The organism is Mesorhizobium sp. M0676, assembly GCF_040320535.1.
Taxonomy (GTDB): Bacteria; Pseudomonadota; Alphaproteobacteria; order Rhizobiales; family Rhizobiaceae; genus Mesorhizobium.
In genome coordinates, this window is the sequence record NZ_JAMYPU010000022.1 from 79,496 (window position 1) to 105,750 (window position 26,255).

At 62.6% G+C, this 26,255-nt stretch carries 22 protein-coding genes and 2 pseudogenes; 18 read left to right on the plus strand and 6 right to left on the minus strand.

Annotation, left to right across the window (positions count from 1 at the left end; translation table 11 throughout):
* Positions 1-86 precede the first annotated feature (86 nt).
* Complete coding sequence (locus NKI35_RS22650) at positions 87-1,337, minus strand: glycoside hydrolase family 5 protein (protein WP_352741540.1); 1,251 nt, start codon at positions 1,335-1,337, stop codon at positions 87-89.
* Positions 1,338-1,402: 65 nt separating this feature from the next.
* On the opposite strand from NKI35_RS22650, the gene ybgC reads away from it, so the two are divergent.
* The 9 genes from ybgC (at position 1,403) to ftsH (ending at position 11,406) form a co-directional block, all read left to right on the plus strand.
* Entirely contained in the window at positions 1,403-1,873 is a 471-nt protein-coding gene (gene ybgC, locus NKI35_RS22655; protein WP_023700290.1) for a tol-pal system-associated acyl-CoA thioesterase, read from the plus strand.
* A gap of 311 nt (positions 1,874-2,184) precedes the next feature.
* Positions 2,185-2,895 (plus strand): protein TolQ, encoded by a 711-nt coding sequence (gene tolQ, locus NKI35_RS22660; protein WP_023673844.1) that lies wholly within the window; start codon positions 2,185-2,187, stop codon positions 2,893-2,895.
* Between the two features lie 9 nt (positions 2,896-2,904).
* Positions 2,905-3,357, plus strand: a complete 453-nt coding sequence (gene tolR / locus NKI35_RS22665) for a protein TolR (protein WP_023673843.1) — start codon at positions 2,905-2,907, stop codon at positions 3,355-3,357.
* Between the two features lie 7 nt (positions 3,358-3,364).
* The gene (gene tolA, locus NKI35_RS22670; protein ID WP_023737861.1) at positions 3,365-4,522 is read left to right on the plus strand and encodes a cell envelope integrity protein TolA; all 1,158 of its coding nucleotides are present in this window, start codon (positions 3,365-3,367) and stop codon (positions 4,520-4,522) included.
* A gap of 40 nt (positions 4,523-4,562) precedes the next feature.
* Complete coding sequence (tolB, locus tag NKI35_RS22675) at positions 4,563-5,867, plus strand: Tol-Pal system beta propeller repeat protein TolB (protein ID WP_023737860.1); 1,305 nt, start codon at positions 4,563-4,565, stop codon at positions 5,865-5,867.
* 249 nt (positions 5,868-6,116) lie between these two features.
* Positions 6,117-6,623 carry a peptidoglycan-associated lipoprotein Pal gene (gene pal / locus NKI35_RS22680; protein ID WP_023684182.1) on the plus strand — a complete coding sequence of 169 codons (507 nt, stop codon included), beginning with the start codon at positions 6,117-6,119 and terminating at the stop codon, positions 6,621-6,623.
* Between the two features lie 213 nt (positions 6,624-6,836).
* Positions 6,837-7,919, plus strand: coding sequence for a tol-pal system protein YbgF (gene ybgF, locus NKI35_RS22685; protein WP_023694601.1), 1,083 nt, complete (start codon positions 6,837-6,839; stop codon positions 7,917-7,919).
* Positions 7,920-7,970: 51 nt separating this feature from the next.
* The gene (gene tilS / locus NKI35_RS22690; protein ID WP_352741541.1) at positions 7,971-9,377 is read left to right on the plus strand and encodes a tRNA lysidine(34) synthetase TilS; all 1,407 of its coding nucleotides are present in this window, start codon (positions 7,971-7,973) and stop codon (positions 9,375-9,377) included.
* 103 nt (positions 9,378-9,480) lie between these two features.
* Positions 9,481-11,406, plus strand: a complete 1,926-nt coding sequence (ftsH, locus tag NKI35_RS22695) for an ATP-dependent zinc metalloprotease FtsH (protein ID WP_023684183.1) — start codon at positions 9,481-9,483, stop codon at positions 11,404-11,406.
* Positions 11,407-11,472: 66 nt separating this feature from the next.
* On the opposite strand, the gene NKI35_RS22700 is transcribed toward ftsH, so the two are convergent.
* A complete protein-coding gene (locus NKI35_RS22700) occupies positions 11,473-11,811 on the minus strand; it encodes a winged helix-turn-helix transcriptional regulator (RefSeq protein WP_023673597.1) in 339 nt (112 codons plus the stop codon).
* Positions 11,812-12,026: 215 nt separating this feature from the next.
* Between NKI35_RS22700 and NKI35_RS22705 the strand changes: the two genes are divergently transcribed.
* On the plus strand, positions 12,027-12,791 hold the full coding sequence (locus NKI35_RS22705; RefSeq protein WP_023744988.1) for an SDR family oxidoreductase: 765 nt from the start codon (positions 12,027-12,029) through the stop codon (positions 12,789-12,791).
* Positions 12,792-12,810: 19 nt separating this feature from the next.
* Positions 12,811-13,689: pseudogene (locus NKI35_RS22710) on the plus strand (NAD(P)-dependent oxidoreductase); the annotation flags it as partial.
* 73 nt (positions 13,690-13,762) lie between these two features.
* Here NKI35_RS22710 and NKI35_RS22715 read toward each other — a convergent pair.
* Together NKI35_RS22715 and NKI35_RS22720 are read right to left on the minus strand one after the other, a co-directional pair.
* Positions 13,763-14,215, minus strand: a complete 453-nt coding sequence (locus NKI35_RS22715; RefSeq protein WP_352741548.1) for a hypothetical protein — start codon at positions 14,213-14,215, stop codon at positions 13,763-13,765.
* A gap of 240 nt (positions 14,216-14,455) precedes the next feature.
* Positions 14,456-15,460, minus strand: coding sequence for a hypothetical protein (locus NKI35_RS22720; protein ID WP_352741542.1), 1,005 nt, complete (start codon positions 15,458-15,460; stop codon positions 14,456-14,458).
* 343 nt (positions 15,461-15,803) lie between these two features.
* Between NKI35_RS22720 and glmM the strand changes: the two genes are divergently transcribed.
* The 5 genes from glmM (at position 15,804) to serA (ending at position 22,260) form a co-directional block, all read left to right on the plus strand.
* Positions 15,804-17,156, plus strand: a complete 1,353-nt coding sequence (gene glmM, locus NKI35_RS22725) for a phosphoglucosamine mutase (protein WP_352741543.1) — start codon at positions 15,804-15,806, stop codon at positions 17,154-17,156.
* A 251-nt stretch (positions 17,157-17,407) separates the two neighbouring features.
* Entirely contained in the window at positions 17,408-18,223 is an 816-nt protein-coding gene (locus NKI35_RS22730) for an outer membrane protein (protein ID WP_352741544.1), read from the plus strand.
* Positions 18,224-18,452: 229 nt separating this feature from the next.
* A complete protein-coding gene (locus NKI35_RS22735) occupies positions 18,453-19,223 on the plus strand; it encodes an outer membrane protein (protein WP_023684192.1) in 771 nt (256 codons plus the stop codon).
* Positions 19,224-19,424: 201 nt separating this feature from the next.
* Complete coding sequence (locus tag NKI35_RS22740; RefSeq protein ID WP_023742248.1) at positions 19,425-20,600, plus strand: phosphoserine transaminase; 1,176 nt, start codon at positions 19,425-19,427, stop codon at positions 20,598-20,600.
* 58 nt (positions 20,601-20,658) lie between these two features.
* Complete coding sequence (serA, locus tag NKI35_RS22745; RefSeq protein ID WP_023688974.1) at positions 20,659-22,260, plus strand: phosphoglycerate dehydrogenase; 1,602 nt, start codon at positions 20,659-20,661, stop codon at positions 22,258-22,260.
* A gap of 63 nt (positions 22,261-22,323) precedes the next feature.
* Here the strand turns inward: serA and NKI35_RS22750 are convergent, their stop codons facing one another.
* Both NKI35_RS22750 and NKI35_RS22755 read right to left on the minus strand, forming a co-directional pair.
* On the minus strand, positions 22,324-22,788 hold the full coding sequence (locus tag NKI35_RS22750) for a DUF2231 domain-containing protein (RefSeq protein WP_352741549.1): 465 nt from the start codon (positions 22,786-22,788) through the stop codon (positions 22,324-22,326).
* Between the two features lie 105 nt (positions 22,789-22,893).
* The gene (locus tag NKI35_RS22755) at positions 22,894-23,799 is read right to left on the minus strand and encodes a DMT family transporter (RefSeq protein ID WP_352741545.1); all 906 of its coding nucleotides are present in this window, start codon (positions 23,797-23,799) and stop codon (positions 22,894-22,896) included.
* A 209-nt stretch (positions 23,800-24,008) separates the two neighbouring features.
* Between NKI35_RS22755 and NKI35_RS22760 the strand changes: the two genes are divergently transcribed.
* A complete protein-coding gene (locus NKI35_RS22760) occupies positions 24,009-25,307 on the plus strand; it encodes an adenylosuccinate synthase (RefSeq protein WP_023684197.1) in 1,299 nt (432 codons plus the stop codon).
* A 76-nt stretch (positions 25,308-25,383) separates the two neighbouring features.
* Positions 25,384-26,255, plus strand: a pseudogene (locus NKI35_RS22765) (hypothetical protein); the annotation flags it as partial.

Here is a 26,255-nt window from a genome sequence, read left to right on the forward strand (position 1 = left end):
TCACGGACCAAAGTCCGCTCCCTTCCGGTTCTCGGAACCCCTCATTTCCGACTCGGCCTGACCTGAAATCTCGACATGCCCTAGGGCTAATGGAGCGAGCGGATTGCATCCATCACGGCGGGTTCGGCCTTTTCGCCGTTGAAGGCATCGACGATGCCGAAGGCGCCGCCAAAACTCCACACCGACCATGAGAAGCCATGCGCCTCGGCGCGCGCGATCATGTCCTTGACATAGGCCGCGCGGTATTTGGGCGGCATCACATAGGGGTTGCCATACTCCTGGCGGATCATGCCGAACTCGCCCAGCGTGATGTTTTCCGGCTTGATGGCGTTGGCCTTCGCCCAGGCTTCGACCTTTTCGAACGGCGCATCCATGACGCCGAGCAGCTTTTCGTCCGTGTCCATGCTGGCGACTTGTTCATCGAGATAGGCGAGCAGGCCGTTCCGTCTGGTCCATGGCGCCTCGGCTTCTATCTTGGCGCGGATTGCATCCAGCGTCGCATCGAGCTCGGCGCGCGGCACCGCGGTCAGCGGATAGGGCAGGCCGGTGACATAAGGGATGAAATCGCCGGCCCAGGTCGCGCCCTGATGGGTCAGCAGGAACGGGTCGTAGGAGTGGAAGGTCCAGATGATGTTGTCGTCGGGGATCGACTTTGGGTCGATCCTGACCAGCGAAGCCGCATTGGAATAACAGGCGCCGGTCAGGATCAGCGTCAGCCTGGTGGCCGAGGCGCGCGCGGCCGCGAACAGCTTTTGCTGACGCTCCGGCCACAGGTTGGTGCCATCGCTGTCGCAGTCGACGATAGGCTCGTTCATCGGCTCGAAAGCGACCTGCGCCGGGTCCTCGGTGGCCAGCGCGCGCGCCATTTTGCGGATCACCTCGACATAGGCGTCGAAGGTTGCGGGATCGCCCATCACCTGGCCCATGCCGATCTCGCGGCCGCCGCCGGCGGGGATCAGGTGCATGTCGACGATCACTTTCAGACCGGCCCGGTTGATCATGCGCGCCGAGTCCCGCACGCTGGCATAAAGGTCGTCGCGCAGCGCCAGTGTCTGATCAGACATAAACGGCGAGGGATCGACCGGCATGCGCAGAAAGTCGAGACCGGCGGCCTTCAGCGCCTTGAGGTCATCCTCGTTGAGTAACTTGCGCCATTCCGGATAGGGCAGGATGGCTTGTCGGTCGTTCCATTTGTCTTCTCCGACCCAGGTCGTCCACTGGTCGAGGTTGAGGCCGCGCTTTATCGAAAAGCTAGCGGCCTGACCGGGAAGCGCAGACGCCGCCAGCACCAGCAGCGCTGCCATCACGGTCTTGATCATCGCCGTCAACAGTGCCATCCGGTTTGCTGCGCTGGTGATTTTGGCAAGACAGGTGCCCCGCCGGGGGCAAAAAGGAAAGCGCGATGGACGATCATGGTGAATCGGCGGCGCTTGCTGCCGGGCTTTCCGGAGCCTTGACGGAATTCGGCCATCGGCTGATGGCGCGGGTCTACTATGCCGACACCGACTTCTCCGGCGTCGTCTACCACGCGCGCTATCTCGAATTCTTCGAGCGCGGCCGCTCGGACTATCTCAGGCTGGCGGGCGTCCACCACACAGAACTTCACGAAGGCAAGCACGGCGAACGGATCGTCTGGGTGGTGCGGCGGATGGAGATAGATTTCCGCTCGCCTGCCCGCATGGACGACATCCTGACCATCGACACATCAACGCAGGATATTTCCGGCGCCCGCATCGTCATGGCGCAGCAATTGAAACGCGGGACAGAGGTTCTGGTCGAAGCAAAGGTCGAGGCGGCGATCATCGGCGAGAACGGCCGGCCGAAGCGCTTTCCGAAAGAATGGATCGCGGCCTTTCTACCAGGAGCAAGCTGATATCCAGGCCTGCCGGCCGGCAACGAGCGGCCAATCGGCAGCGCATTCGATTGTGGATGGATGGCCCGCGTCGTGCCTTGGCGCGGCAATGCGCCGCGCCATATTTCCTAACCCATCCTTAACCATAACGGTTCATGAAGAGATCGGTGAAGATTGGAAGAATCCGCGCGCCTTCCTTTCACCAATATTTGCCCTGAAAAGGCCGCCAACGGTGCATTTGGGGTTAATCCGGAAGCCAAGCGCGAACGGACCACAAGGGATGCCCATGGGCCAGCCGCCAGCGATGCCCGGAAAATCTTAAGGACTGAAGCATGGAAACTACCGCACTCGCCGATCCGGCAGCGCAATTGTCGATTTGGGCGCTGTTCACACAGGCCAGCTGGGTGGTCAAGCTGGTCATGATCGGTCTGCTCTGCGCCTCGGTCTGGACCTGGGCGATCATCGTCGACAAGCTGGTCAGCTATGCCCGCATGCGTCTGTCGCTCAATCGCTTCGAACAGGTGTTCTGGTCGGGGCAGTCGCTGGAAGAGCTCTATCGCACGCTTGCCGACCGCAAGACCACGGGCATGGGTGCGATCTTCGTTGCGGCCATGCGTGAATGGAAGAAGAGCTTCGAGAAGGGGGCCAAATCGCCGCTCGGCCTGCAGACCCGCATCGACAAGGCGATGGACCTGGCGTTGACGCGCGAGATGGAGAAGCTGGAGGGCCGTCTCGGCTTTCTCGCCACCACTGGTTCGGCCGCACCCTTCATCGGCCTGTTCGGCACCGTCATCGGCATAATGACCTCGTTCCAGGCGATTGCCGGTTCGAAGAACACCAGTCTCGCGGTTGTCGCACCCGGCATTGCCGAAGCGCTGCTGGCGACGGCCATCGGTCTGCTCGCCGCCATTCCGGCGGTTATCGCCTACAACAAGCTGTCATCCGACGCGAACAAGATCGCGGTGCGGATGGAAGGGTTCTCGGATGAGTTCTCCGCCATACTCTCGCGCCAAATCGATGAAAAAGTAGCGCCTAAGGGCTGAGGTAAGAAGATGGGTATGTCGGTTGGCATGGCAGGACGCGGCGGGCGCGGACACAGGCGGCGCGGCCGCCACCATGCATTGATGTCGGAAATCAACGTCACGCCGATGGTCGATGTGATGCTGGTGCTCTTGATCATCTTCATGGTCGCCGCACCTATGTTGACGGTCGGCGTGCCGGTCGACCTGCCGGAGACTAAGGCCAAGGCTATGAACGCCGACACCCAGCCGATCACCGTTTCGATCGACGCGGCCGGCAAGATTTTCCTGCAGGAGACCGAAATCCCAAGGGAAGAGCTGGTCGCCAAGCTGCAGGCGATTTCCAAGACCGGCTACGAAGAGCGCATCTTCATCCGAGGCGACAAGGCGACCAACTATGGCGCCGCGATGGAGGTCATGGCCCTCATCCAGGCCGCCGGCTACAAGAATATCGGCCTGATTTCACTGCAGCAACAGGATCAGTAGACGCACGATGAAGACCGGCCTCACCACATCGGTGATACTGCATACGGTGGCACTGGCTTTCGGCCTGTTCACCCTGTCGGCGCCGGCCGCGCTGCCGTCCACGGATGTCGAGTCGATAGCGGTCGACATCGTTCCCATGGAAGCCATTGCGCAGACGCTGCAGGGCGACAAGAAGGCGGTGATGCATGAAAAGCCGGCGCCGATGCCGACCAAGCGTCCCGACATCGTGCCAGATGCACAGAAGATCGGCGAGAACAGCGTTGATACCGACAAGCCGGTGACGGACGAGCCCAAGCCGAAGCCGGTGGAGAAAACAGCGACGGCTGCTCCGGCTCCGACGCCGACCGAGAAGCCGAAACCCGAGGACGCGCCGAAACCGAAGGAAGTGCCGAAGCCGACGCCGGCGACGGAGGTGGCACCAACGCCGCAGCCGAAGGAAGAGGTCAAGCCCGAGCCGGTGAAACAGGTTGAACCGAAGCCGACCCCGGTGAAGGAGCCGGCACCAACACCGCAGCCGGACACGACCGCCGCCATAGAGCCGAAGCCACGCGTGAAGCCCGACGCGGTCGCCGAAGCCATATCGGATCAGCAGCCTCTGGAAGAAGCGCAGCTTCCGACTTCCGCTCCTGCTCCGGAAGCACGGCCGAAGCCGCAACCGGCGCAGGCTGAAAGCGCGAAGGCTCCGGACCGCAAGGACGCCGACAAGCCGGTCAAGGAAGCCTCGTCGAAGCCGAAGTCCGAGGAAAAGCAGTTCAATGAAGGTGAGATCACTGCTCTGCTCGACAAGCAGAAGCCTTCTGGCGGCGGCGCCAAGCGCTCGACGCAGCAGGCGTCGCTCGGCGCCGACAAGACCCAGGGCCAGAAACTGTCGCAGGCCGAAATGGGCACTTTGTCGGATCAGCTGGGCAATAGCTGGACCCTTCCGGTGGGGGTTGAGGGCTCGGAAAACTTCGTCGCCGTGATCGTGTTCAATCTCGATGCCTCCGGCAAGCTCGAAGGCCGTCCGACCGTCGAAAAATCGAGCGGAAACCGCCAATTCGACGAGAGTGCGGTACGTGCCGTCCAGAAGGCAAACATGGCTGGCCTGCAAGTTCCTGCCGGCAAGCATGATATCTGGGCCCAGGTTCGAGTCACTTTCGACCCCAGGGAGATGCTGGGGCTCTAGGCCTGGTATCCACAAAATCAGTTACGAGAAGCGAGAAGACATGAAATCCATCCTCAAGCCGCTCCTGACGATTGCAGCCATGGCGCTGGGCATGACTGCCGTTGCCACCTTGCCGGCGCGAGCACTCGTCGAGATCAACGTCAACAAGGGCAATGTCGAACCGTTGCCGATCGCAATCACCGATTTTCAAGGTGAGCTTGGCGCCCAGATTTCCGATATCGTCAGCGCCGACCTGAAACGCTCAGGCCTGTTCGCACCGATAGACAAGAACGCCTTCATCGAGAAGATCGCCAATCCGGATGCGCAGCCGCGCTTCGACGACTGGAAGGTGATCAATGCGCAGGCGCTGGTTACCGGCAGTGTCGCAAAGGAGGCGGACGGCCGCATCCGCGCCCAATACAGACTGTGGGATACTTTTGCCGGCCAACAGATGTCGGGCGAACAGTTCTTCGCCAATGATGCCAATCAGCGCCGCGTCGCCCACATCATCGCCGATGCGATCTACGAGAGGCTCACCGGCGAGAAGGGCTATTTCGACACCCGCGTCGTCTTCATCGACGAATCCGGCGCCAAGAATGCGCGCAAGAAGCGGCTCGCCATCATGGACCAGGACGGCGCCAATGTGCGCTATCTCTCGGACGGCCGCTCGATCGTGCTGACACCGCGTTTCTCGCCGAACCGGCAGGAAATCACTTACATGTCGTACGAAAGCGGCCAGCCGCGGGTCTATCTGCTGCAGATCGAGACCGGACAGCGCGAACTGGTCGGCAACTTTCCCGGCATGACCTTTGCGCCGCGCTTCTCGCCCGACGGCCAGAAGGTGATCATGAGCCTGCTGCGCGATGACGGCAATTCCAACATCTTCGCCATGGATCTGCGAAGCCGCTCGACCACCCGGCTGACCAACTCGACCGCCATCGACACCTCGCCCTCTTATTCGCCCGACGGCAGCAAGGTGGTATTCACTTCCGATCGTGGCGGCCGTGCGCAGATTTATGTGATGGGCGCCGACGGCTCGGGCCAGACCCGCATTTCGTTCGGCGACGGCGTCTATTCGACGCCGGTGTGGTCGCCGCGCGGCGACCTCGTCGCCTTCACCAAGCAGACCGGCGGCGAATTCCAGATCGGCGTCATGAAGACCGACGGTTCGGGCGAGCGCATCCTCTCCTCGGGCTTCCAGCAGGAGGGACCGACCTGGGCGCCCAACGGCCGCGTGCTGATGTTCTTCCGCGACTCCGCCGGCGGCCCAAAACTGGTTTCCGTCGATCTCACCGGCCGCAACGAACAGTCGATCCCGACCGCGAATTTCGCGTCGGATCCCGCCTGGTCGCCGCTGCTGGAGTAGGTTCGGCCGAATTGCCACACCTGCTAAAAAGGGGCCCGTTTGGCCCCTTTTCCATTCATTAGTCGCGTTTCGGCCGCATTTCCGCCTAGGGTCCGCGCCAACTGTGACCGTGGATTTGAAGGTCGTGGACGGACGATCGAAACCAAACATTAACCGTATTTCTTGAATGCCGGTTAACCCAAACGTGGTTACTGGGTGATCAACGAAATCACTCGAAATACGATCACTCGAATACGAAGGAGAGGCGGCATGGGCCGTATTGCAGCACTTACCAGAAACCCGGCGATGATCGCCCTGATCGCGATGCTCGCCATCACCGGTTGCGCCTCGAAGAAAACCCCGAACAACGCTGCCGATCTCGGCCTCAATGGCGCGGGTGCCGCAACGCCGGGCTCGGCGCAGGACTTCACCGTCAACATTGGCGACCGCATCTTCTTCGACACGGACTCGACCGCAATCCGCGCGGATGCGCAGACGACGCTGTCTCGCCAGGCGCAGTGGCTCAACCAGTACAAGCAGTACGCCATTGTCGTCGAAGGCCATGCCGACGAACGTGGCACACGTGAATACAATCTGGCTCTCGGCGCCCGCCGCGCCGCCGCCACTCGCGACTTCCTGGTCGCCAGGGGCGTCTCGGCGAGCCGATTGAAGACGATTTCCTACGGCAAGGAACGTCCGGTCGCGGTCTGCGACGACATCTCCTGCTGGTCGCAGAATCGCCGCGCGGTCACCACGCTCTCCGGCGCCGGCTCCTGATAGGCAAGACGGCGGCGCCTTAGTCGCATAATTGCAACACCTCCATGCGAAAGGCGGCCTTGTGGCCGCCTTTTCCACTTTCGGCCCCGGAAACAAACCCGGAAACAAAATTTGGCCGAAGTCTCGCCTCCTGCTAAGAGCCGAGGGCGTCGTGCCGGTCCCACTTTGATCGGAAGGCGCGAACAGGCTCACGATTTTCACGGCGAGAGGCACATGCATTTCAGATCGGTCTTGAGCGGCACGCTTGCGCTGCTGCTCGTATCAGGCTTCGCGGCTTCTGCGAGCGGCACCGGACAACCCGCGGATAGCGGCTTTTCCTTCCATCTGCCGACGCTCGGCATTTTCGGCAAGAAGGAGAAGCCGGAGCAGCAACAGATCGCGCAGCAGCAGGACGGCACCGCCGCCGCGGGGCTGGAAGATCAGCTCCGGCAGATGAACGGCAAGCTCGAGGAACTCAACTTCCAGATCCTGCAGATGCAGGAGCAGATGCGCAAGCAGCAGGAAGACAACGAGTTCCGCTTCCAGCAGTTGGAAGGCGGCTCCAGCGGGCAGCCGCCGGCCCAGAAGAAATCGGAGGCCGCGCCGCAGGACGGTGGCGCGGGCACCGGCGTCGCCGAGGCCCCGGCAGACCAGGCGCCGGCCGATGCCGGCGCGCAGCCGGATGGCGGCCAGAGCGTCGGCGAGGTCATCGTCGAATCGCAGACCGGCGATCCCGGCAAGGTGATCAACGGCACGCCGCCCAAGACGTTCGGCACCATTACCGTCGACAAGAACGGCAATGTAATCGACGCCGGCGGCAACACGCAGGCAGCGGCGCCGGCGGAAGGTGCGGCTCCCGCCGCCGAGGCGCCGGCTGCCGGGGCTAAGACCGGCAAGTCGGACGGCACGGTGGTGGCGGCGCTGCCTGCCACCAACAACCCGGAAGAGATCTACCGCAACTCCTACCAGTTCATCCTGTCGGGCGACTACAGCACCGCCGAGCAGGGTTTTCGCGACCACATCGCCCGGTTCCCGAAGGACGCCAAGGCGGCGGACGCGCATTACTGGCTTGGCGAATCGCTGCTTGGCCAGCAGAAGTATCATGACGCTGCCGAGGTTTTCCTCTCCGCCAGCAAGGACTATCCGAAGGCCAAGAAGGCGCCTGACATGCTCCTGAAGCTTGGCGTGTCGCTGGTCGGCCTCAAGCAGAAGGATGTCGCCTGCGCCACCTTCGGCGAGATCGGCAAGCGCTATCCCGATATTTCGGCCGCGCTCAAGGAACGCGTCAAGCAGGAGAGGGCGCTGGCGGCGTGCTAGTCTTTGCCGTGTTGTCCCAGAACCGGGACCACTTTTGCGCGACATGCACTGATGCTCGATACCGAGCCTGACCTTTCGAATTTTTCGCAGATCGACTTTACCAACGGCGCGCTTGCGGCCGTATCCGGCGGCAGCGACTCGACCGCCTTCCTTCTTCTCCTCAAGGCTCACCTCGACCGTAGCGCCCCGACAGCCCGGCTGCTGGCGGTGACGATCGACCACGGCCTGCGTCCGGAAGCAGCAGTCGAAGCGCGCAGCATGGCAAAGCTCTGTGCGGAGCGCGGCATTGCGCACCGGACGCTCAACTGGTCCGGCGCCAAGCCGTCGACCGGCCTGCCCGCGGCGGCGCGCGAGGCGCGCTACCGGTTGCTGGCCGAGGCAGCGCAGGCGCAAGGCATTGGTGTGATCGTGACCGGCCACACCGCCGACGACCAGGCCGAGACCGTCCTTATGCGAGCCGCGCGGAATGACGGGCGAGAGCTTGCAGGCCGAGGTCTCGCCGGCATGGCGCCGGCCACCCTCTATGACTGGCGGATCTGGATCGCGCGGCCGCTGCTCGGCGTACGGCGCGCGGCGTTGCGCGCTTTCCTGCAGCGCGAACATGTCGGCTGGGCGGAGGATCCGACCAACATCGACACGAATTTCGAACGCCCGCGCATCCGGGCCGTGCTCGGCGAAGACCGGAGCGGGCAGCGTTTTGCCGAGGCAATCGGCCTGGCTGGGCGGGCTGCCGGCGATCGCGAGGAACTCGGTCGCCGTGCTGCCGCCCTGATTGGTGAATTTGCCAGCCGGCCGGCGAGGGGTCTCATCCGTCTCGATCTCGGTTTGGCGGAAGCGGATGACACGCAAGCCGCGGTCTATGCGCTGCGTGTTCTGCTGGCGGTGACGGGCGGCACCGCCTTGTTGCCGGACCAGGCGCGCAGCGAAGCGCTGTTCGAGCAAATGCGGGCCGGTCGGCTTTGCGCCACATTGTCGCGGGCGGTCGTCGATATCAGGCGAAACGGCATCTTCCTGCGCCGTGAATCGCGCGACCTGCCGCGTTCCGCGCCGGTAGCTGGCACTCTGCTTTGGGACGGTCGCCGGCGGATCACGCCACACATCGAAGCCGGGGCGATCACATTGGACGACAGTCCGGGTGCATGGTTGATCGCGCCGCTTGGCGCCGCTGCCGCCGCCAAAACGCCGATTGCCGGGGATGGCGCGCCGCCAAGCCTTGTGCGCGCCGCCCTGGCTGCGGAACCGGCGCTGTGGCGCGGCGGCGAATGCCGTGGTTTTGCAGGGGATGTAGCGGCGGCGCCGGCAATCGCCGTCAGCCCGGTCGTTGCGCCCTTTGCCCGTTTCCTGCCGTGCTTCGATCTGGTGTTGGCGCAGGCCGTCGCCGAGTTGATCGGCGCACCGCCTGTTCCGGCTTGCCCTTTGGCCGCCACAGTGCCGGTTGATCATGGCGCGAAAGCTTAACCCAGACGTGCTGTTATGCTTGGCAAGGGGGGGCGCTCTCCCTATGTTAGGCGCAAGTTTCCTCTCATGACGCGTGTCCCAGCGGGCACCAACGGGACAATTGATGAATCCGAATTATCGCAATCTCGCGCTCTGGGCGATCATAGCGGTCCTGCTCATTGCTCTCTTCAATCTGTTCCAGACGCCACAGACGCGTGGGGCCTCCACCGACGTCCCCTACTCGCAGTTCCTGCAGGAGGTCGCGGCGGGCCGGGTCAAGACGGTGGTCATCACTGGACCCCGCATCACGGGCACCTATAGCGACAACGCCAACGGCTTCCAGACGTATTCGCCTGGCGATCCGCAGCTGGTCTCGCGGCTGCAGGACAAGAACGTCACCATCAATGCGCGCGCTGAGAACGACGGCTCGGGCGGGTTGATCAGCATGCTCCTCTCGTGGCTGCCGATGATCCTGATCCTTGGCGTGTGGATATTCTTCATGCGCCAGATGCAGTCCGGCTCCGGCCGCGCCATGGGTTTCGGCAAGTCGAAGGCCAAGCTTCTCACTGAGGCGCATGGCCGCGTCACCTTCCAGGATGTCGCCGGCGTCGACGAGGCCAAGGAAGATCTGGAGGAGATCGTCGAGTTCCTGCGCGATCCGCAGAAGTTCCAGCGCCTCGGCGGCAAGATCCCGCGCGGCGTGCTTCTGGTCGGACCTCCCGGCACCGGCAAGACGCTGCTCGCCCGCTCCGTCGCCGGCGAAGCGAATGTGCCGTTCTTCACCATTTCGGGTTCCGACTTCGTCGAGATGTTCGTCGGCGTCGGCGCAAGCCGTGTCCGCGACATGTTCGACCAGGCCAAGAAGAATGCTCCCTGCATCATCTTCATCGACGAAATCGACGCTGTGGGCCGCCATCGCGGCGCCGGCCTGGGCGGCGGCAATGATGAGCGCGAACAGACGCTGAACCAGCTGCTGGTCGAGATGGACGGATTCGAGTCCAACGAGAGCATCATCCTTATCGCCGCCACCAACCGGCCCGACGTGCTCGATCCGGCGCTGCTGCGTCCGGGTCGCTTCGACCGCCAGGTGGTGGTGCCGAACCCCGACATCGTCGGCCGCGAGAAGATCCTCAAGGTGCATGTGCGCAACGTGCCGCTGGCACCGAATGTCGACCTCAAGGTGATCGCACGCGGCACGCCGGGCTTCTCGGGCGCCGACCTGATGAACCTTGTCAATGAATCCGCTCTGATGGCGGCGCGCCGCAACAAGCGCCTTGTCACCATGGCGGAGTTCGAGGACGCCAAGGACAAGATCATGATGGGCGCCGAGCGCCGCTCGTCGGCCATGACCCAGGCCGAAAAGGAACTCACGGCCTATCACGAGGCCGGCCACGCCATCCTGGCGCTCAACGTGCCGTCGGCCGATCCGCTGCACAAGGCGACCATCATCCCGCGCGGTCGCGCGCTCGGCATGGTCATGCAACTGCCGGAAGGCGACCGCTATTCGATGAGCTACAAATACATGATCTCGCGGCTTGCCATCATGATGGGCGGCCGCGTCGCAGAGGAGTTCAAGTTCGGCAAGGAGAACATCACCTCCGGCGCGTCCTCGGACATAGAGCAGGCGACAAAGCTGGCGCGCGCCATGGTCACGCGCTGGGGCTTCTCCGACAAGCTCGGCCATGTCGCCTATGGCGACAACCAGGAAGAGGTTTTCCTCGGCCATTCGGTGGCGCGCACGCAGAACGTCTCGGAAGAGACCGCGCAGATCATCGACGCCGAAGTGCGCCGGCTGATCGACGAGGCCTATGTCACGGCGAAGTCCATTCTGACCAAGAAGAAGAAGGAATGGATCGCTCTGGCGCAGGGCCTGCTCGAATACGAGACGCTTTCGGGCGAAGAGATCAAGCAGCTGATCGCCGGGCAGAAGCCCGCGCGAGATTTGGGGGATGACACCCCCACAAGCCGCGGCTCGGCTGTGCCGAAGTCCGGCCGCCGCAAGAAGGGTCCCGAGCCCGAAGGCGGCATGGAGCCTCAGCCGTCGAGCTGAGCTGACATCACTTGATGCAAGAAAACGCCGCAGCTCAATCCGCGGCGTTTTGCTATTCAGGGTCTCTCAAAGAGCATGCGGGACGGATGCATTTGCTTTGCCGGGGCGCACACCGTCAGTCCGGCCAGCATGTTGCTTGCCCCATCTGGCCAGCGGGATCAGGGCATTGTCCAGCTCGATGCCGAATTCGGTAATCGAGTATTCGACCCTCGGCGGCACCTCGGGAAAGATTTCGCGATGGACGATGCCGTCGGCCTCCATTTCGCGCAGCTGTTGGATCAGCATCTTTTCGCTGATGTCAGGCACCAGCCGCTTCAGCTCACCGAATCGTGCCGGCGCCTTGTGAATCTGCCAGAGCAGTAGCGCCTTCCATTTGCCGCTGATGACCTCCAGCGCCGGCCCCAATCCGCAACTATCTGGCTGTTTCTTTCCCATGTTTCATCCAATTCTGAGCAATCGGTGGGTAGCTTACATTTTTGTCGGTACTTGAGAAAAACCAAGCCGGTCCATAGCTTCAAACCAGCTCGCCGGCATCGGCGAACACCACAACATCATATCGGTACCTCGCTTCGACCTGCAAAGGCCGTCGGCGGCCGGATTTTGTCAAAAACGGATGGATCATGACACGATACGCAAACAAGAAGGCCGTTGTCATCGGCGGGACGCACGGCATGGGGCTCGCCGTTGCCGAAGCCCTGATCGAAAGCGGCGCCGAGGTCCTGGTCACCGGCCGCGACCAGCGCAACATCGAGGCCGCGCGAGCCAAGCTGCTTTCGCGAGCTCATGTCGTGCGGTCCGATATCTCAGACATGGCCGATATCGTCACGCTCGGTGCCGAAGTGGGGCAGAAGCTTGGCCAAATCGACTTCCTTCACGTCAATGCCGGGGTGGCCAATCTCGAACCCGTGGAGCGGGTCACCGAGGACAGTTACGATCGCACCTTCGACATCAACACCAAAGGCGCTTTCTTCACCGCGCAGCGCCTGCTGCCCCTCATCAGGGATGGTGGCGCCATAGTCTTCACCTCGTCGATCGCCGACGAATCCGGCACTGGCGGCATGAGCGTCTATTCCGGATCGAAGGCGGCACTGCGCGCCTTCGCCAAGGTCCTGGCCGCCGAGCTTCTGCCGCGCCGCATCCGCGTGAATGTGGTCAGCCCTGGTTTCATCGATACGCCGACGATGGGTGTGGCCGACGCCTCGGCCGAGGAGCGGGCCGCCTTCATGGCGATCGGCGACGCGGTCACGCCGATGAAGCGCCACGGCACGATGGAGGAGGTGGCGCGCGCAGTGCTGTTCCTGGCGTTCGACGCGACCTTCACCACGGGCGCGCGGCTGACCGTGGACGGTGGCCTTGGCCAGGACCTGAGCCCGACACCGGCGTAACCGCGCAACCAAACCAAGGAGAAGCAGAATGAGCGACATAACAGTAATCGGTCTCGGCGCCATGGGCACTGCGCTTGCCGAAGCCTTTCTGAACCAGGGACATGCGGTAACGGTGTGGAACCGTTCTCCGGCAAAGGCTGAGGCTTTGGCAGCCAAGGGCGCCATTGTGGCCAAGAGTGTCGAGGAAGCGGTCAGATCGAGTCCACTGATCGTGGCGTGCCTGCTTGTCTATGACACCGTTCGTGAGGTGCTCGGCCCAAGCCGAGCCGCGCTGTCGGGCCGCACATTGGTCAATCTCACCAACGGCACGCCCGAGCAGGCGCGGGCAATGTCGGGCTGGGCGGTGGGCCAGGGCGCCAGCTATATCGACGGCGGCATCATGGCGGTGCCGCCGATGATCGGCGGGCCGCACGCCCTGATTCTCTACAGCGGTTCGCGCCAGGCGTTCGATGCCTGTTCGGGGCAGCTCGGAGCGCTCGGCACCAGCAAATATCTCGGTGAGGATCCAGGCCTCGCGCCGCTCTATGATATTTCGCTTCTGACCGGCATGTACGGCATGTTCGCGGGCGTTCTGCAAGCGTTGGCATTGACGGGCGCAGCAGGAATCCCTGCCGGCGAGTTCATGCCGCTGCTGGCCTCCTGGCTTCAGTCGATGCAAGGCCTACTGCCGAAGTGGGCGGAACAGATCGACAGTGGCGATCACACCAGCAATGTCGTTTCCAACCTGGGCATGCAGGCTGATGCCTACGTCAATGTCATCGATGCCAGCAGGTCGGCTGATGTCAGCACCGAACTCGTCTTGCCGATGCAAAGCCTGATGAAGCGCGGGGTGGCTGCCGGCCAGGCCATTGCCGATCTTACAAGCCTGGTCGCACTGCTCTCGAAACAAGGCGCTTGACGGGGCAAGACCCAAGAGAAGGCCCGCCAACCCTGCGGTTGGGGGCCTTCGATCTTCAAACGCTGCTGGTCGATCAGCTCTTCAGCTTGGCGTTGCAGAGGCTGTAATAGCCGCCGCCCTTCTGGATCCAGCGAAGGCCGTTCAACGTACCCGCGTCCTTGTTGCCGTGGTAGCCCTGCAGGCAGGTCTTCATCCGCGCCTTTGAGGGCTTCTCGGTCTTGAATTCAGCGGCGAGGGTGGTCGGGAATGTCACGCCCGTCGGCGCTACAGCGGGGGCGACCGCCGCGCTGGTTTCCTTCTGCGGCTGCGGCTCGGTTTTGACCGCATCCGCATTGGCACTCTCCGCAGCTGACGTCGCACACTTCTCTGTGCGGAAAGCGGTCCAATCCATGCCGTTCAGAGTGCCGCCTTCCTTGGCTGTGCGATAGGCCTCGCCGCATTCCTTCATCGACAGTGCGCTTGCAGGGGCGACGCTCCACGCAATCCATGCCGTCACAGCCAATGCCGCCAATTTCAATCTGGACATAAGACCCTCCTGGTTGACAAAAGTTCGATGTTCTTTTGTATACCATTTGTTCTGCATATGTTCAATTGGAATCTTTGCGAACCACCGATATGTCTGGGGTGGGCAGTGCGGGCGAATAGATGATGCCGACAGCTTCCGCGATATGTAGACGCGATCAACGCCGGGTGTGTTCGAGCGCAATAAAAAGGCCCGCGCATGCTGCGATGCGCGGGCCCTTGTCGGGAGAACATGGCTACGCGATCAGCTCTTCAGCTTGGCATTGCAGAGGCTGTAGAAGCCGCCGCCCTTCTGGATCCAGCGCAGGCCATTGAGCGTGTTGGCGTCCTTGTTGGCATAATACACCTCGAGGCAGGTATGCATGCGGCCCTTGGCCGGCGTCTCGCCGGCGTATTTCTTCGAGATCGCGGCCGGGAACTTGACACCTTTGGGAGCGCTGACCGAGGGCTTCTCGGGCTCGCTGGTATAGGTCGCCTCGCTCGGAGCCGGCACGGTGTCGTCGTCATCTGCGCCGGCGCCGCATTCGGCCTTGCGGAAGTCGTTCCACTTCTTGCCGCCCAGCGTGTTGGCAGACTTGGCAGCCTGGTACTTGGCGCTGCAATCGGCCATGCTCAGGCCCTTGCCGCTGCTGTCGGCAGCTGCCTTGGTGGTTGCCTTGGCGGGTGCTGCCGCGGCCGAGGCCCCGGCGGCGCATTCGGTCTTGCGGAAGTCGTTCCACTTCACGCCGTTCAGTGTGCCGGCGGCCTTTGCCGCCTGGTACTTGGTGCTGCATTCCTTGGCCGTCAGGCCCTTGGCGCCATCGTCGGTTGTGGCTGCGGCCTTGGTCGTGGCCTTGGCGGGTTCTGCCGCGGCGGATGCGCCGGCGGCGCATTCGGTCTTGCGGAAGTCGTTCCACTTTGCGCCATTGAGCGTACCGGCGGCCTTGGCAGTCTGGTATTTAGCGCTGCATTCCTTGGCCGTCAGACCCTTGGCGCCGTCATCAGCAGCGGCGGCGGCCTTGGTCGTGTCCGTCTTGGCCGCAGCGGCCTTCTTGGACGCCGGCTTTGCGGTCTCGGTGGTGGCCGCCGCGTCGGTGCCGCACTCGGCCTTCCGATACTGATTCCAGGTCTGCCCGTTCAGCGTGCCGGCGTCCTTGGCGGCATTATACTTGGTACTACACTGGGCCATGGTCAGCGCGCTGGCGGGCGCCGCCATGAACAAGGTTGCGACGGCAAGACCCGTCAAAGTTGCAAGTCGGTGGATGAGCATGGCGTTCTCCCGTTGCTGCGTCCATAGGTTGTATCTGTGTCAATCAATAGCTCTCAACGCTAGGCTGCGCCAGATGCTAAACGGCGTTCTCCCGATAAGGTGATGGACCCTTGCGATCTGCCCCTCCAACAGTCCGGCTTACCGGCCCAATCTGCGCAGTGTGGCCCAGTGTGAATGCTATATTGCGGCAACACCGTGTCATGATACGCTGCCAACACTCCGAACAGCCTGCTACAATGATTTTCTAAGAATTGGTAATATACAATCACACAATGTGATAGTCGGGCTCGGACCAATTGTGGCATTACGAGCCGGCTGAAAACCGACGGGGATTCTGGCAAGCATGGCAGGACGTTATTTTGGCACCGACGGCATTCGCGGGCGCGCCAACAAGTTTCCGATGACGGCTGAGATCGCGATGCGGGTCGGCATGGCCGCCGGCCTCTCGTTCCAGCGCGGCAGCCATCGCCACCGCGTCGTGCTCGGCAAGGACACCAGGCTGTCCGGCTACATGATCGAAAACGCCATGGTGTCCGGCCTGTGCGCGGCCGGCATGGATGTGTTCCTGCTCGGCCCGATCCCGACACCGGCGGTCGCCATGCTGGTACGCTCGCTGCGTGCCGATATCGGCGTCATGATCTCGGCCTCGCACAATCCCTATTACGACAACGGCATCAAGCTGTTCGGTCCCGACGGGTACAAGCTCTCCGACGAGATCGAGGAGCGCATCGAGAGCATGCTCGACAAGGATATCGAACTGGCGCTCGCCGATTCCGACGGACTTGGCCGCGCCAAGCGCGTCGACGGCGTGCATGACCGCTACATCGAATTCGCCAAGCGCACGCTGCCGCGCTCGATGTCGCTGTCGGGTCTCAGGATCGTCGTCGATTGCGCCAATGGCGCAGCCTACAAGGTGGCGCCCGCCGCACTTTGGGAACTGGGCGCCGAGGTCATTGCCATCAATGTCGATCCGAACGGTTTCAACATCAACAAGGAATGCGGCTCGACCCATCCGGCCGGCCTGCAGAAGAAGGTGCATGAAGTGCGCGCCGATATCGGCATCGCACTCGACGGCGATGCCGACCGTGTCGTCATCGTCGACGAGAACGGCGCCATCGTCGACGGTGACCAGATCATGGCGCTGATCGCCGAGTCCTGGCACCAGAGCGGGCGACTGGCCGGCGGCGGCGTCGTCTCGACGGTGATGTCCAATCTCGGCCTCGAACGCTTCCTTGGCGACATGAAGTTGCAGCTGCATCGCACCAAGGTCGGCGACCGCTATGTCGTTGAGCATATGCGCGCCCATGGGTTGAATGTCGGCGGCGAGCAGTCGGGCCACATTGTGCTGTCCGATTTCTCGACCACTGGCGACGGGCTGGTCTCGGCGCTGCAGGTGCTGGCCTGCATCAAGCGGCAGAACCGGCCGGTCAGCGAATTGTCGAAGAAATTCGAGCCGGTGCCGCAGCTGTTGAAGAATGTCCGCATCGCCGGCGGCAAGCCGCTTGAGGAAGCCACGGTCAAGGCGGCGATCGAAGATGCGCGCAACCGTCTTGGCAAGGCCGGCCGCCTGGTCATACGGCCCTCCGGCACCGAGCCGCTGATCCGCGTCATGGCCGAGGGCGACGACCCACAGCTGGTCGAGGCCGTGGTCAACGGCATCGTCGACATCATTTCGGAAACGCGCAGCGCCGCCTGATTGCGCTGCCTGCAACGGCAGGGGCGAACTGCCGGCTCAAGACTTCAAGCCCGCCTGCAGGCGGGCTTTTTGTTTCGGCCAGGGTTGGTCCCAGCGTCATGCCGGCGGAGGCCGTTTGCTAAAATGTCGAGAATTCGTGGTTAATCGACAGGGTTAAACGCCTTTTAACTTTTCCAATTCATTATCCACAACTGAGGTCAATCACATTCGGGCAAGTTGGACTTTCCCGACGGTTCTCAGGGGTGACAAACATGTTCAATACAGCAAAAAAGGCCCTCCTTGCCGCGCTGTTCGCAGGTGTGGCCGGGCCAGTATTCGCCGCCGATCTGGCGGAGCCGCCGGTGGTCGAAGAGGCGCCGGCGCCGATCGCCTACGAGCAGCCGGCCGATTTCGGCGGCTGGTACATCCGCGGCGACATCGACTATCATAAATCGGATTTGCGCGGCATCGACTATATCACCTACGGGCCGCCTCCCGGCAGCAATGTTTTCGATTCCGGCGAGCTTAAGGGCGGCTTCTCACTCGGCGCCGGCATTGGCTACAAGATCAACGATCATTTCCGTACCGACCTGACAGCCGACTATTGGTTCGCTTCGGACTTCAACGGATCAACCACCGATGGCGTTACGACATCGGTCGAAGTGTCGAAAATGAGCGCATTGCTGCTCTTGGCCAACGCCTATTACGATATCGGTACCTGGCACGGCATCACGCCTTATGTTGGCGCTGGCATCGGCGGCGGGCACGTCAAATGGGATACCGTCCACGACCCGAACACAACCGAGACCAACCCCGGGTCGAAGAATTGGCGCTTTGCCTACGCGCTCATGGCCGGCGCGTCCTATTGCCTTACCGACAGGGTGATCCTGGATGCCGGCTATCGCTACTCTCACATTGAGGGGGGCCGCATGTTCGACTTCGACGTGAGCAGTTCCGGGCCCGGCTTCGACCATGGCATCAACACACATGAGGTACGAGGCGGTCTGCGCTATCAGTTCGGCGGCAATAATGGTTGCACATCGCCGGAGCCCTACGTTCCAGAGCCGGAGCCGATCTACACCAAGTAGTCGCTTCGAAATCCAGGAATTCGCGAACCGCCCGGTCTTGCCGGGCGGTTTTCGTTTGCCGATGCTTGCGCGTTTTCAACCGGCCGCGTGTGCCGAAGAAACCCAATTGAAATCAATTCGGTACGCCGCGTTATCCTTAACCCGCACTTAACCACTATGGTTAACAATGCCTACTGAAACGGCGCTTGCGATCAAAATGACGGGCGCCAATTTCAGGAGCCGGGGACCCATGAATTTCAAATCGCTGACAGCGCCGGCGCTCGCCGCACTCGTCCTTGTGCCGCTGACGCCGGCGCAGGCCGCGGACTACGATCCGCCGATCTATGTCGATCAGGCGCCGGACTATCAACCGGTCGAGGTCGGCTCGGGCTGGTATCTGCGCGGCGACGTCTCTTATCTGGCGCAGAAGAGCTACGAGGATCAGGATTTCACCTTCGCCCCCGCGAGCTTCAGCGAGAAGCAGGATCCGGCCTTTGCCAGCATCGGCTTCGGCTACCACTTCAACGACTATCTGCGCGGCGACGTCAATCTTGGCTATCTGCCCGGCAACAAGATCGGCGTCGGCTTTGACGATTCGGCGACGCCGCCGCCGGGTGGTGCGACCATCGCGTCGGCATCGCTGCAAAATTATTCCCTGTCGGGCATGGTCAATGGCTATGTCGATCTCGGCACTTATGTCGGGATCACGCCCTACCTCGGCGCCGGCATTGGGCTGGTCCGGAGCAAATACAAGCTGTCGGCGAGTTACTTCACCGACAATGTCGACCCTACGGATGATTTCGTCCGGAACGACAACAAGACCCAGTATTCCCTCGCCTACACGCTGGATGCGGGCCTGGCCTATCAGGTGACCAAGAATGTTTCTGTAGATCTCGGCTACCAGTACTTCTCCGCGCCGGATGCCGAATATGTCACGGCCGAGAGCCTGACCTCCTATCCGATCCGCAAGGGCATCAGCAATCATCAGGTCAAGCTCGGCCTGCGCTACGACCTCTGGTAGGAAGCTTGCTGTTCGGAAGCCCAACGGCGGATCTCTTCGATCCGCTGTTTGCGTTTTAGCCCACGACATGCTGATCCCGTATCGCCGGTATCCCGCCAGCGACAAAAACTTTCCTCTTGACGCCTGAGGGCTGAACGCATATCGCCGTCCGTGGGCCACCCCTCCCCAACGAGGGGCCACTATCTGGAAGGATAGACCACGATGACGACGCATACGAAGCCCGGACTCCGTCCGGCAAACCCCAATTTCTCCTCAGGTCCCTGCGCAAAACGCCCCGGCTGGTCGGTCGAGGCACTGAAGAATGCTGCGCTCGGCCGTTCCCACCGCGCCAAGATCGGCAAGACCAAGCTCGAACAGGCGATCGAGCTGACGCGCGAGATTCTCCAGGTTCCGGCCGATTACCGCATCGGCATCGTGCCGGCGTCGGACACGGGTGCTGTCGAGATGGCGCTGTGGTCGCTGCTCGGTGAACGCGGTGTCGACATGGTGGCATGGGAAAGCTTTGGCTCCGGCTGGGTGACCGATGTGGTCAAGCAGCTGAAGCTAGTCGATATCAGAAAGATCGAGACAGGCTATGGCGAGCTGCCGGATCTCACCAAGATCGATTTCGACCGCGATGCGGTCTTCACCTGGAACGGCACGACCTCAGGCGTGCGCGTGCCGAATGGCGATTTCATTCCAGCCGACCGCAAAGGCCTGACCATCTGCGACGCGACCTCGGCCGCATTCGCGCAGAGGCTCGATTTCCAGAAGCTCGATGTCGTCACCTTCTCCTGGCAGAAAGTGCTGGGCGGCGAGGGCGCACACGGCATGCTGATCCTGTCGCCTCGCGCCGTCGAGCGACTGGAAACCTACAAGCCGGCGTGGCCGCTGCCGAAAATCTTCCGCCTGACCTCGGGCGGCAAGCTGATCGAAGGCGTCTTCAAGGGCGAGACCATCAACACGCCGTCGATGCTGTGCGTCGAGGACTATCTCGATGCGCTTCATTGGGCGAAGTCGATCGGCGGTCTCGATGCGTTGATTGCCAGAGCCGATGCCAATGCCGCCGTGCTCGATGGCTTTGTCGACAAATCGTCCTGGCTCGGCCATCTCGCGGTCGATGCGGCGACACGGTCCAACACGTCCGTATGTCTGTCCTTCACCGACGCCGATGTCGCGGCGCTCGACGCCGACGGGCAGGCGGCTTTCGCCAAGGCGATCGTCTCTGTGCTCGACAAGGAAGGCGTCGCGTACGACATCGGATCCTATCGCGATGCACCTTCCGGCCTGCGCATCTGGTGCGGTGCCACCGTCGAGACATCCGATCTCGAGGCGCTGCTGCCTTGGCTCGACTGGGCCTTCGCCACGCAGAAGGCTTCGCTGAAGGCCGCAGCCTGAGATTTCGTGGTGGCCTGCGGGCCGCCCTTTCCCGACAATCCAGTTCAAGGAGGCCGCCATGGCGCCCCGCGTTCTCGTCTCTGACAAACTCTCCACCACCGCCGTCCAGATATTCAAGGACCGCGGCATCGAGGTCGACTATTTGCCCGATCTCGGCAAGGACAAGGAAAAGCTGCTCGAAGTCATCGACCAGTATGATGGTCTTGCCATCCGCTCGGCGACCAAGGTCACGGAAAAACTGATCAACGCAGCGACAAGACTCAAGGTCGTCGGCCGCGCCGGCATCGGTGTCGACAATGTCGACATCCCCGCGGCGAGCCGCAAGGGCATCATCGTGATGAACACGCCCTTCGGCAATTCGATCACCACGGCCGAACATGCGGTGGCCATGATCTTTGCACTCGCCCGGCAGATCCCGGAGGCCAATGCCTCGACCCATGCCGGCAAATGGGAAAAGAACCGCTTCATGGGCGTCGAGATCACCGGCAAGACGCTGGGTGTCATCGGCTGCGGCAATATCGGCTCGATCGTTGCCACGCGCGGCGTCGGCCTGAAGATGCATGTCGTTGCCTTCGATCCGTTCCTGTCGGACAAGCGCGCCGAGGAACTCGGCGTCGACAAGGTCGAGCTGGACGAGCTTTTCGCCCGCGCCGATTTCATCACGCTGCACACGCCGCTGACCGACAAGACGCGCAACATCATCGACGCGGCGGCGATCGCCAAAATGAAGAACGGCGTGCGCATCATCAATTGCGCGCGTGGCGGGCTCATCGTCGAAGCCGACCTGGTCGCGGCGCTGAAGAGCGGCAAGGTGGCGGGCGCCGGCGTCGATGTGTTCGAGGTCGAACCGGCGGAGAACAACGCGCTGTTCGGCATGGAGAATGTGGTGGCAACGCCGCATCTCGGCGCCTCGACAGCGGAAGCGCAGGAAAATGTCGCGCTCCAGGTGGCCGAGCAGATGGCCGACTATCTGATCAAGGGCGCGGTTTCGAATGCCATCAACATGCCCTCGATCACGGCCGAGGAAGCACCGCGGCTGAAGCCGTTCGTCAAGCTCGCCGAAGTGCTCGGCGCCTTTGTCGGCCAAGTCACCGAGGACCCGATCAACGAGGTCGAGATCCTGTTCGACGGCTCGACCGCGACGATGAACACGCGTGCCCTGATCAGTGCCGCGCTTGCCGGACTGATCCGGCCGCAGGTCGCCGACGTCAATATGGTGTCGGCGCCGATCATGGTGAAGGAGCGCGGCATCATCGTCGCCGAGGTGAAGCGCGACAAGTCGGGCGTGTTCGACGGCTACATCAAGCTGACGGTGAAGACCGAGCACATGACGCGCTCGATCGCCGGCACCTGCTTCTCCGACGGCAAGCCGCGCTTCATCCAGATCAAGGGCATCAATCTCGACGCCGAGGTCGGCCAGCACATGCTCTACACAACCAATGCCGATGCGCCCGGCATTATCGGCCTGCTCGGCACGGTGTGCGGTGAGAACGGCGTCAACATCGCCAACTTCCAGCTCGGACGCAACCGGCCGGGCGGCGACGCCATCGCGCTGCTCTATCTCGACGCGCCGTTCCCGGAGAAAGTGCTGGAACAGGTCAAGGCGCACAAGTCCATCGACTCGGCCAAGCGGCTGCAGTTCGACGTCAACGCAATGTAGTTGACGGCGTGGCGGATGCGGCGGTCCTCCCCCCATCATTGGGCGGCCGTCGCAGAGGCCGGTTCAGGTCAATTCGTCTGAGCCGTCGGAGACGCCCACGCGATGCCGATAGACCAGTTCCCAGCCCTTCCACCCTGTAAACAGCAGGATCAGAACCACGATCAGCGAAAAGATAAAGCCGGTCGGGATCACAGCCGCCGCTCCACCGACATAACGAGAGTACCAGTTATAAAGCTCGATCAGCACGACGAGCACGTTGCCGCCGGCATGGAGCCATGCCGTCGTGAGATTGCGGATCTGAACATCGCCGAGAACATCCGTGAGGCCGGTAAGAGCGGCCAAGGCGCCCATGATCAGGCCGGCGCCGAGAAGCCAAAGCGATCCGGTGACCCACCCAGGATCGGCTGTTTGCCAGAAAATCAGATCGCAAACGAAGGTGCCGACAAAGAAGGCGATCGGAAACGGAATCAGCATTGGATGAATGGGGTGACCGGCAATGCTTGCCGTGCTGCGAGGGTTATGGCTCATCTTGTTGCCTCCCACGCAAGCAAACTCCGCCAGAGGTAAAATGTTCCAGGTCGGCGCGCGGCAGCAGTTATCGCGACGGCGGCGCAGCGCGGCAGCAGCCAAATGTTATCCGCGGCGGTTCGGTGCCGCCATCTTGCGCCCGCTGTATTCGGCGAGCGAAATGCCGCCCAGCACCAGGACGAGCGCCAGCGCCTGGTAGAGCTGGAATGTCTCGCCGACGATCAGCACTGACAGCAACGTGCCGAAGATCGGCACCAGATTGATGAACAGCCCGGCACGGTTGGCGCCGATCAGTTCGTTGCCCCGGATGTAAGTGATCTGCGAAATGACCGAAGCGCCGATCGCGGTATAGACGATGACCACCCAGCCGCTTATATCGGGGACGATAACCTTGCCGGCGGCGACCTCCCACAGGAAGAACGGCAGCGAGGTGATGAGGGCAGCGATCGCCAGGGACAACATCAGGCTCTGCCAGCGCATCACCGGCTTCAGCCGCAGCCCGACCGAATAACCGCTGTAGAGGACGACCGCGACCAGCATGATGGCGTCGCCGAAATTGAGTTCCAATGTGAGCAGCCGGCGCGGATCGCCGTGGCAGGCAGTCAAGATGACGCCGAAGATGGTCAGCACCACGCCCGCAATCTGAGCCCAGCTCACGCGCAGGCGGAAGAAGAAGAAATTGGCAATGATGATCAAGACCGGCATCGCCGCCTGTTCGATCGAGACATTGATCGCCGTCGTGTAGTTGAGCGCGGTGTAGAAAATGGTGTTGAACAGAGTGAAGCCGCTGGCGCCAAGTGCAGCCAGGACGAACCAGTGTTTGCGCACCACCGGCCAGTCCTCCCTGATCGTGCGCCAGCCGATCGGCAGCAGGATCGCGACGGCCAGCACCCAGCGCAGGAAGACCAGCGTCATCGGCGAGACGTGATCGGCCGCCAGCTTGCCGGCGACGGAATTGCCGCCCCACAACAAGGTGGTCAGCAGCAGGAACAGGTAGGCGCGTCGATGCATTGCGGGATTCCGGCCGCCTGGGAAGTTGTGTTTGCCGGCCTATTGCCCCCGCCGACGCAAGTAAATGATGTCAAAGCCGAAAATTGTTGTGCCTCAGGGCATTTTCGGCGGCAAAGAAAGGTCGCGCTTGCGAGGTCTTGACGCTATAGAGGCCTGTCGTTTCGAACCATATCCAGGCCGCCAGGGCGGCATCTCAAGGGAAAAGAAACATGGCCAATGTGGTGGTCGTCGGCTCGCAATGGGGCGACGAAGGCAAGGGCAAGATCGTCGACTGGTTGTCGGAGCGCGCCGACGTGGTCGTGCGCTTCCAGGGCGGCCACAATGCCGGCCATACGCTGGTCGTCGACGGCAAGGTCTACAAACTGTCGCTGCTGCCGTCGGGCGTGGTGCGGCAAGGCAAGCTGTCGATCATCGGCAATGGCGTCGTCTTCGACCCGCACGCCTTCGTCGCGGAAGTGGCAAAACTCAAGGCGCAAGGCGTCGAGGTCACGCCGGACCGCCTGAAAATAGCCGAAAACACGGCGCTTATCCTGTCGCTGCACCGGGAGCTGGACGGATTCCGCGAGGACGCCGCCTCCAATTCCGGGACGAAAATTGGCACGACGCGTCGTGGCATCGGCCCAGCCTATGAAGACAAGGTGGGCCGGCGCGCGGTTCGGGTGATGGATCTGGCGGATTTGGAAACGCTGCCTCTCAAGGTCGACAGGCTGCTGACGCATCACAATGCGCTGCGTCGCGGGCTTGGCCATGGCGAAGTCACGCATGAGGCGATCATGACCGAGCTGACCTCGGTCGCCGATGAGATCCTGCCCTATATGGACCGCGTCTGGAAAATCCTCGACGACAAGCGCCGCGCCGGCGAACGCATCCTGTTCGAGGGCGCGCAAGGCACGCTGCTCGACATCGACCACGGCACCTATCCGTTCGTCACCTCGTCCAACACCGTTGCCGGCCAGGCAGCCGCCGGCTCGGGGGTGGGCCCCGGCGCCATCGGCTATGTCCTGGGCATCACCAAGGCCTATACGACGCGTGTCGGCGAAGGCCCGTTCCCGACCGAGCAGAAGAACGAGATCGGCGAATTTCTCGGTACGCGTGGCCACGAATTCGGCGTCGTCACCGGGCGCAAACGCCGTTGCGGCTGGTTCGACGCCGTGCTGGTGCGCCAGGCCGTCGCCGTCAACGGTATCAAGGGCATCGCCCTGACCAAACTCGACGTGCTCGACGGGCTGGATGAGATCAAGGTCTGCACCGGCTACCGTCTCGACGGCGAAACGATCGACTATCTGCCGGCCAGCCAGGGCGCGCAGGCGCGTGTCGAGCCGGTCTACGAGACGCTCGAAGGCTGGAAAGGCACCACAGCCGGCGCGCGCAGCTGGAACGACCTTCCCGCGCAGGCCGTCAAATATGTCCGTTACATCGAGGAGCTGATCGGGGCACCCGTCGCGCTCCTTTCCACCAGCCCGGAACGGGACGACACGATACTTGTGACCGATCCGTTTCAAGATTAGTTTTCTGAAGCCTTTCCGGGCATCGCGGCCGATTTGCGGGGGCCGGCGCGGAAACAAAATACAGGTCGACTGAAGCATGGCAGATTTCGTTGCTATTCTGAAAAAGGCGCTCGACAAGCACGGCGACGAAACGCCGGAAAAGCGTACGCGGATCTATGAAAGCGTTCGTACCATGCTGGCGAAGAAGCTTGCGGAGTATTCGCCGCCGCTGGCCGCCGAAGCCATAAGCACGCAGAAGCGATCCCTGGAAGATGCCATCTCGAGCGTCGAGCGCGACTATGCCAGGGCGGTGCCGGCATCCGATCCGCTGGCGGAGCTGGAGCACATCTTCTCCTCCATAGACCGCAACAAGAACCAGTCCAGTCATGTAAAGCCTTCCGCCACGCCTGCGCCGGCCTGGCAGCCGGCGAAACCCGTGCAGCCGGCGCCGACCGCCAGGACAGAGCCGAGCTGGCAGAGGCCCGCGCCGACACCGCCGTCGCCTGCGGCGCGTGCAGAAACCATCGACAAGCAAGCCGTGGAGCTGGACGCCGACGACGACAGCGCCGATGTGTTCGCCAATGACGAGCAGCCGGTCGCGGACACGTTCCAGCGCCTGCGCCCAGCCGAGCGCAGGCGCAGCTATGGCGGGTTGATCGCGGCTGCCGTCGCGCTTCTGGTGGTCGCCGGCGGCGGCTATGGCATCTGGCTGAACAAGGATGCCTTTGGCTCGATGCTGGGCCTCGGCGGCGACACCAAGACGGTCTCGACCGAACCGCTGGTAAAGCCGGCGCCGGCCAAGCCCGCGGCCGATGCACCGGCACCGGCCGCTGCCGGCGAGGGAACGAAGTTCACCCAGCGCCTGTCGCCCGAAGGCGGTGAAACCGACCCCGGTCCCGCGGCCGGTCAAAGCGGCATCGGCGAGGGCGAGTCCGTCGCCGCGCTGACCACACCGCCACCACCGGCTCC

Coding starts and splice junctions, on each gene's coding strand:
- NKI35_RS22650 (WP_352741540.1), bottom strand. CDS start 1,337: ATGGCACTGTTGACGGCGATGATCAAGACCGTGATGGCAGCGCTGCTG.
- ybgC (WP_023700290.1), top strand. CDS start 1,403: ATGGACGATCATGGTGAATCGGCGGCGCTTGCTGCCGGGCTTTCCGGA.
- tolQ (WP_023673844.1), top strand. CDS start 2,185: ATGGAAACTACCGCACTCGCCGATCCGGCAGCGCAATTGTCGATTTGG.
- tolR (WP_023673843.1), top strand. CDS start 2,905: ATGGGTATGTCGGTTGGCATGGCAGGACGCGGCGGGCGCGGACACAGG.
- tolA (WP_023737861.1), top strand. CDS start 3,365: ATGAAGACCGGCCTCACCACATCGGTGATACTGCATACGGTGGCACTG.
- tolB (WP_023737860.1), top strand. CDS start 4,563: ATGAAATCCATCCTCAAGCCGCTCCTGACGATTGCAGCCATGGCGCTG.
- pal (WP_023684182.1), top strand. CDS start 6,117: ATGGGCCGTATTGCAGCACTTACCAGAAACCCGGCGATGATCGCCCTG.
- ybgF (WP_023694601.1), top strand. CDS start 6,837: ATGCATTTCAGATCGGTCTTGAGCGGCACGCTTGCGCTGCTGCTCGTA.
- tilS (WP_352741541.1), top strand. CDS start 7,971: ATGCTCGATACCGAGCCTGACCTTTCGAATTTTTCGCAGATCGACTTT.
- ftsH (WP_023684183.1), top strand. CDS start 9,481: ATGAATCCGAATTATCGCAATCTCGCGCTCTGGGCGATCATAGCGGTC.
- NKI35_RS22705 (WP_023744988.1), top strand. CDS start 12,027: ATGACACGATACGCAAACAAGAAGGCCGTTGTCATCGGCGGGACGCAC.
- NKI35_RS22715 (WP_352741548.1), bottom strand. CDS start 14,215: ATGTCCAGATTGAAATTGGCGGCATTGGCTGTGACGGCATGGATTGCG.
- NKI35_RS22720 (WP_352741542.1), bottom strand. CDS start 15,460: ATGCTCATCCACCGACTTGCAACTTTGACGGGTCTTGCCGTCGCAACC.
- glmM (WP_352741543.1), top strand. CDS start 15,804: ATGGCAGGACGTTATTTTGGCACCGACGGCATTCGCGGGCGCGCCAAC.
- NKI35_RS22730 (WP_352741544.1), top strand. CDS start 17,408: ATGTTCAATACAGCAAAAAAGGCCCTCCTTGCCGCGCTGTTCGCAGGT.
- NKI35_RS22735 (WP_023684192.1), top strand. CDS start 18,453: ATGAATTTCAAATCGCTGACAGCGCCGGCGCTCGCCGCACTCGTCCTT.
- NKI35_RS22740 (WP_023742248.1), top strand. CDS start 19,425: ATGACGACGCATACGAAGCCCGGACTCCGTCCGGCAAACCCCAATTTC.
- serA (WP_023688974.1), top strand. CDS start 20,659: ATGGCGCCCCGCGTTCTCGTCTCTGACAAACTCTCCACCACCGCCGTC.
- NKI35_RS22750 (WP_352741549.1), bottom strand. CDS start 22,788: ATGAGCCATAACCCTCGCAGCACGGCAAGCATTGCCGGTCACCCCATT.
- NKI35_RS22755 (WP_352741545.1), bottom strand. CDS start 23,799: ATGCATCGACGCGCCTACCTGTTCCTGCTGCTGACCACCTTGTTGTGG.
- NKI35_RS22760 (WP_023684197.1), top strand. CDS start 24,009: ATGGCCAATGTGGTGGTCGTCGGCTCGCAATGGGGCGACGAAGGCAAG.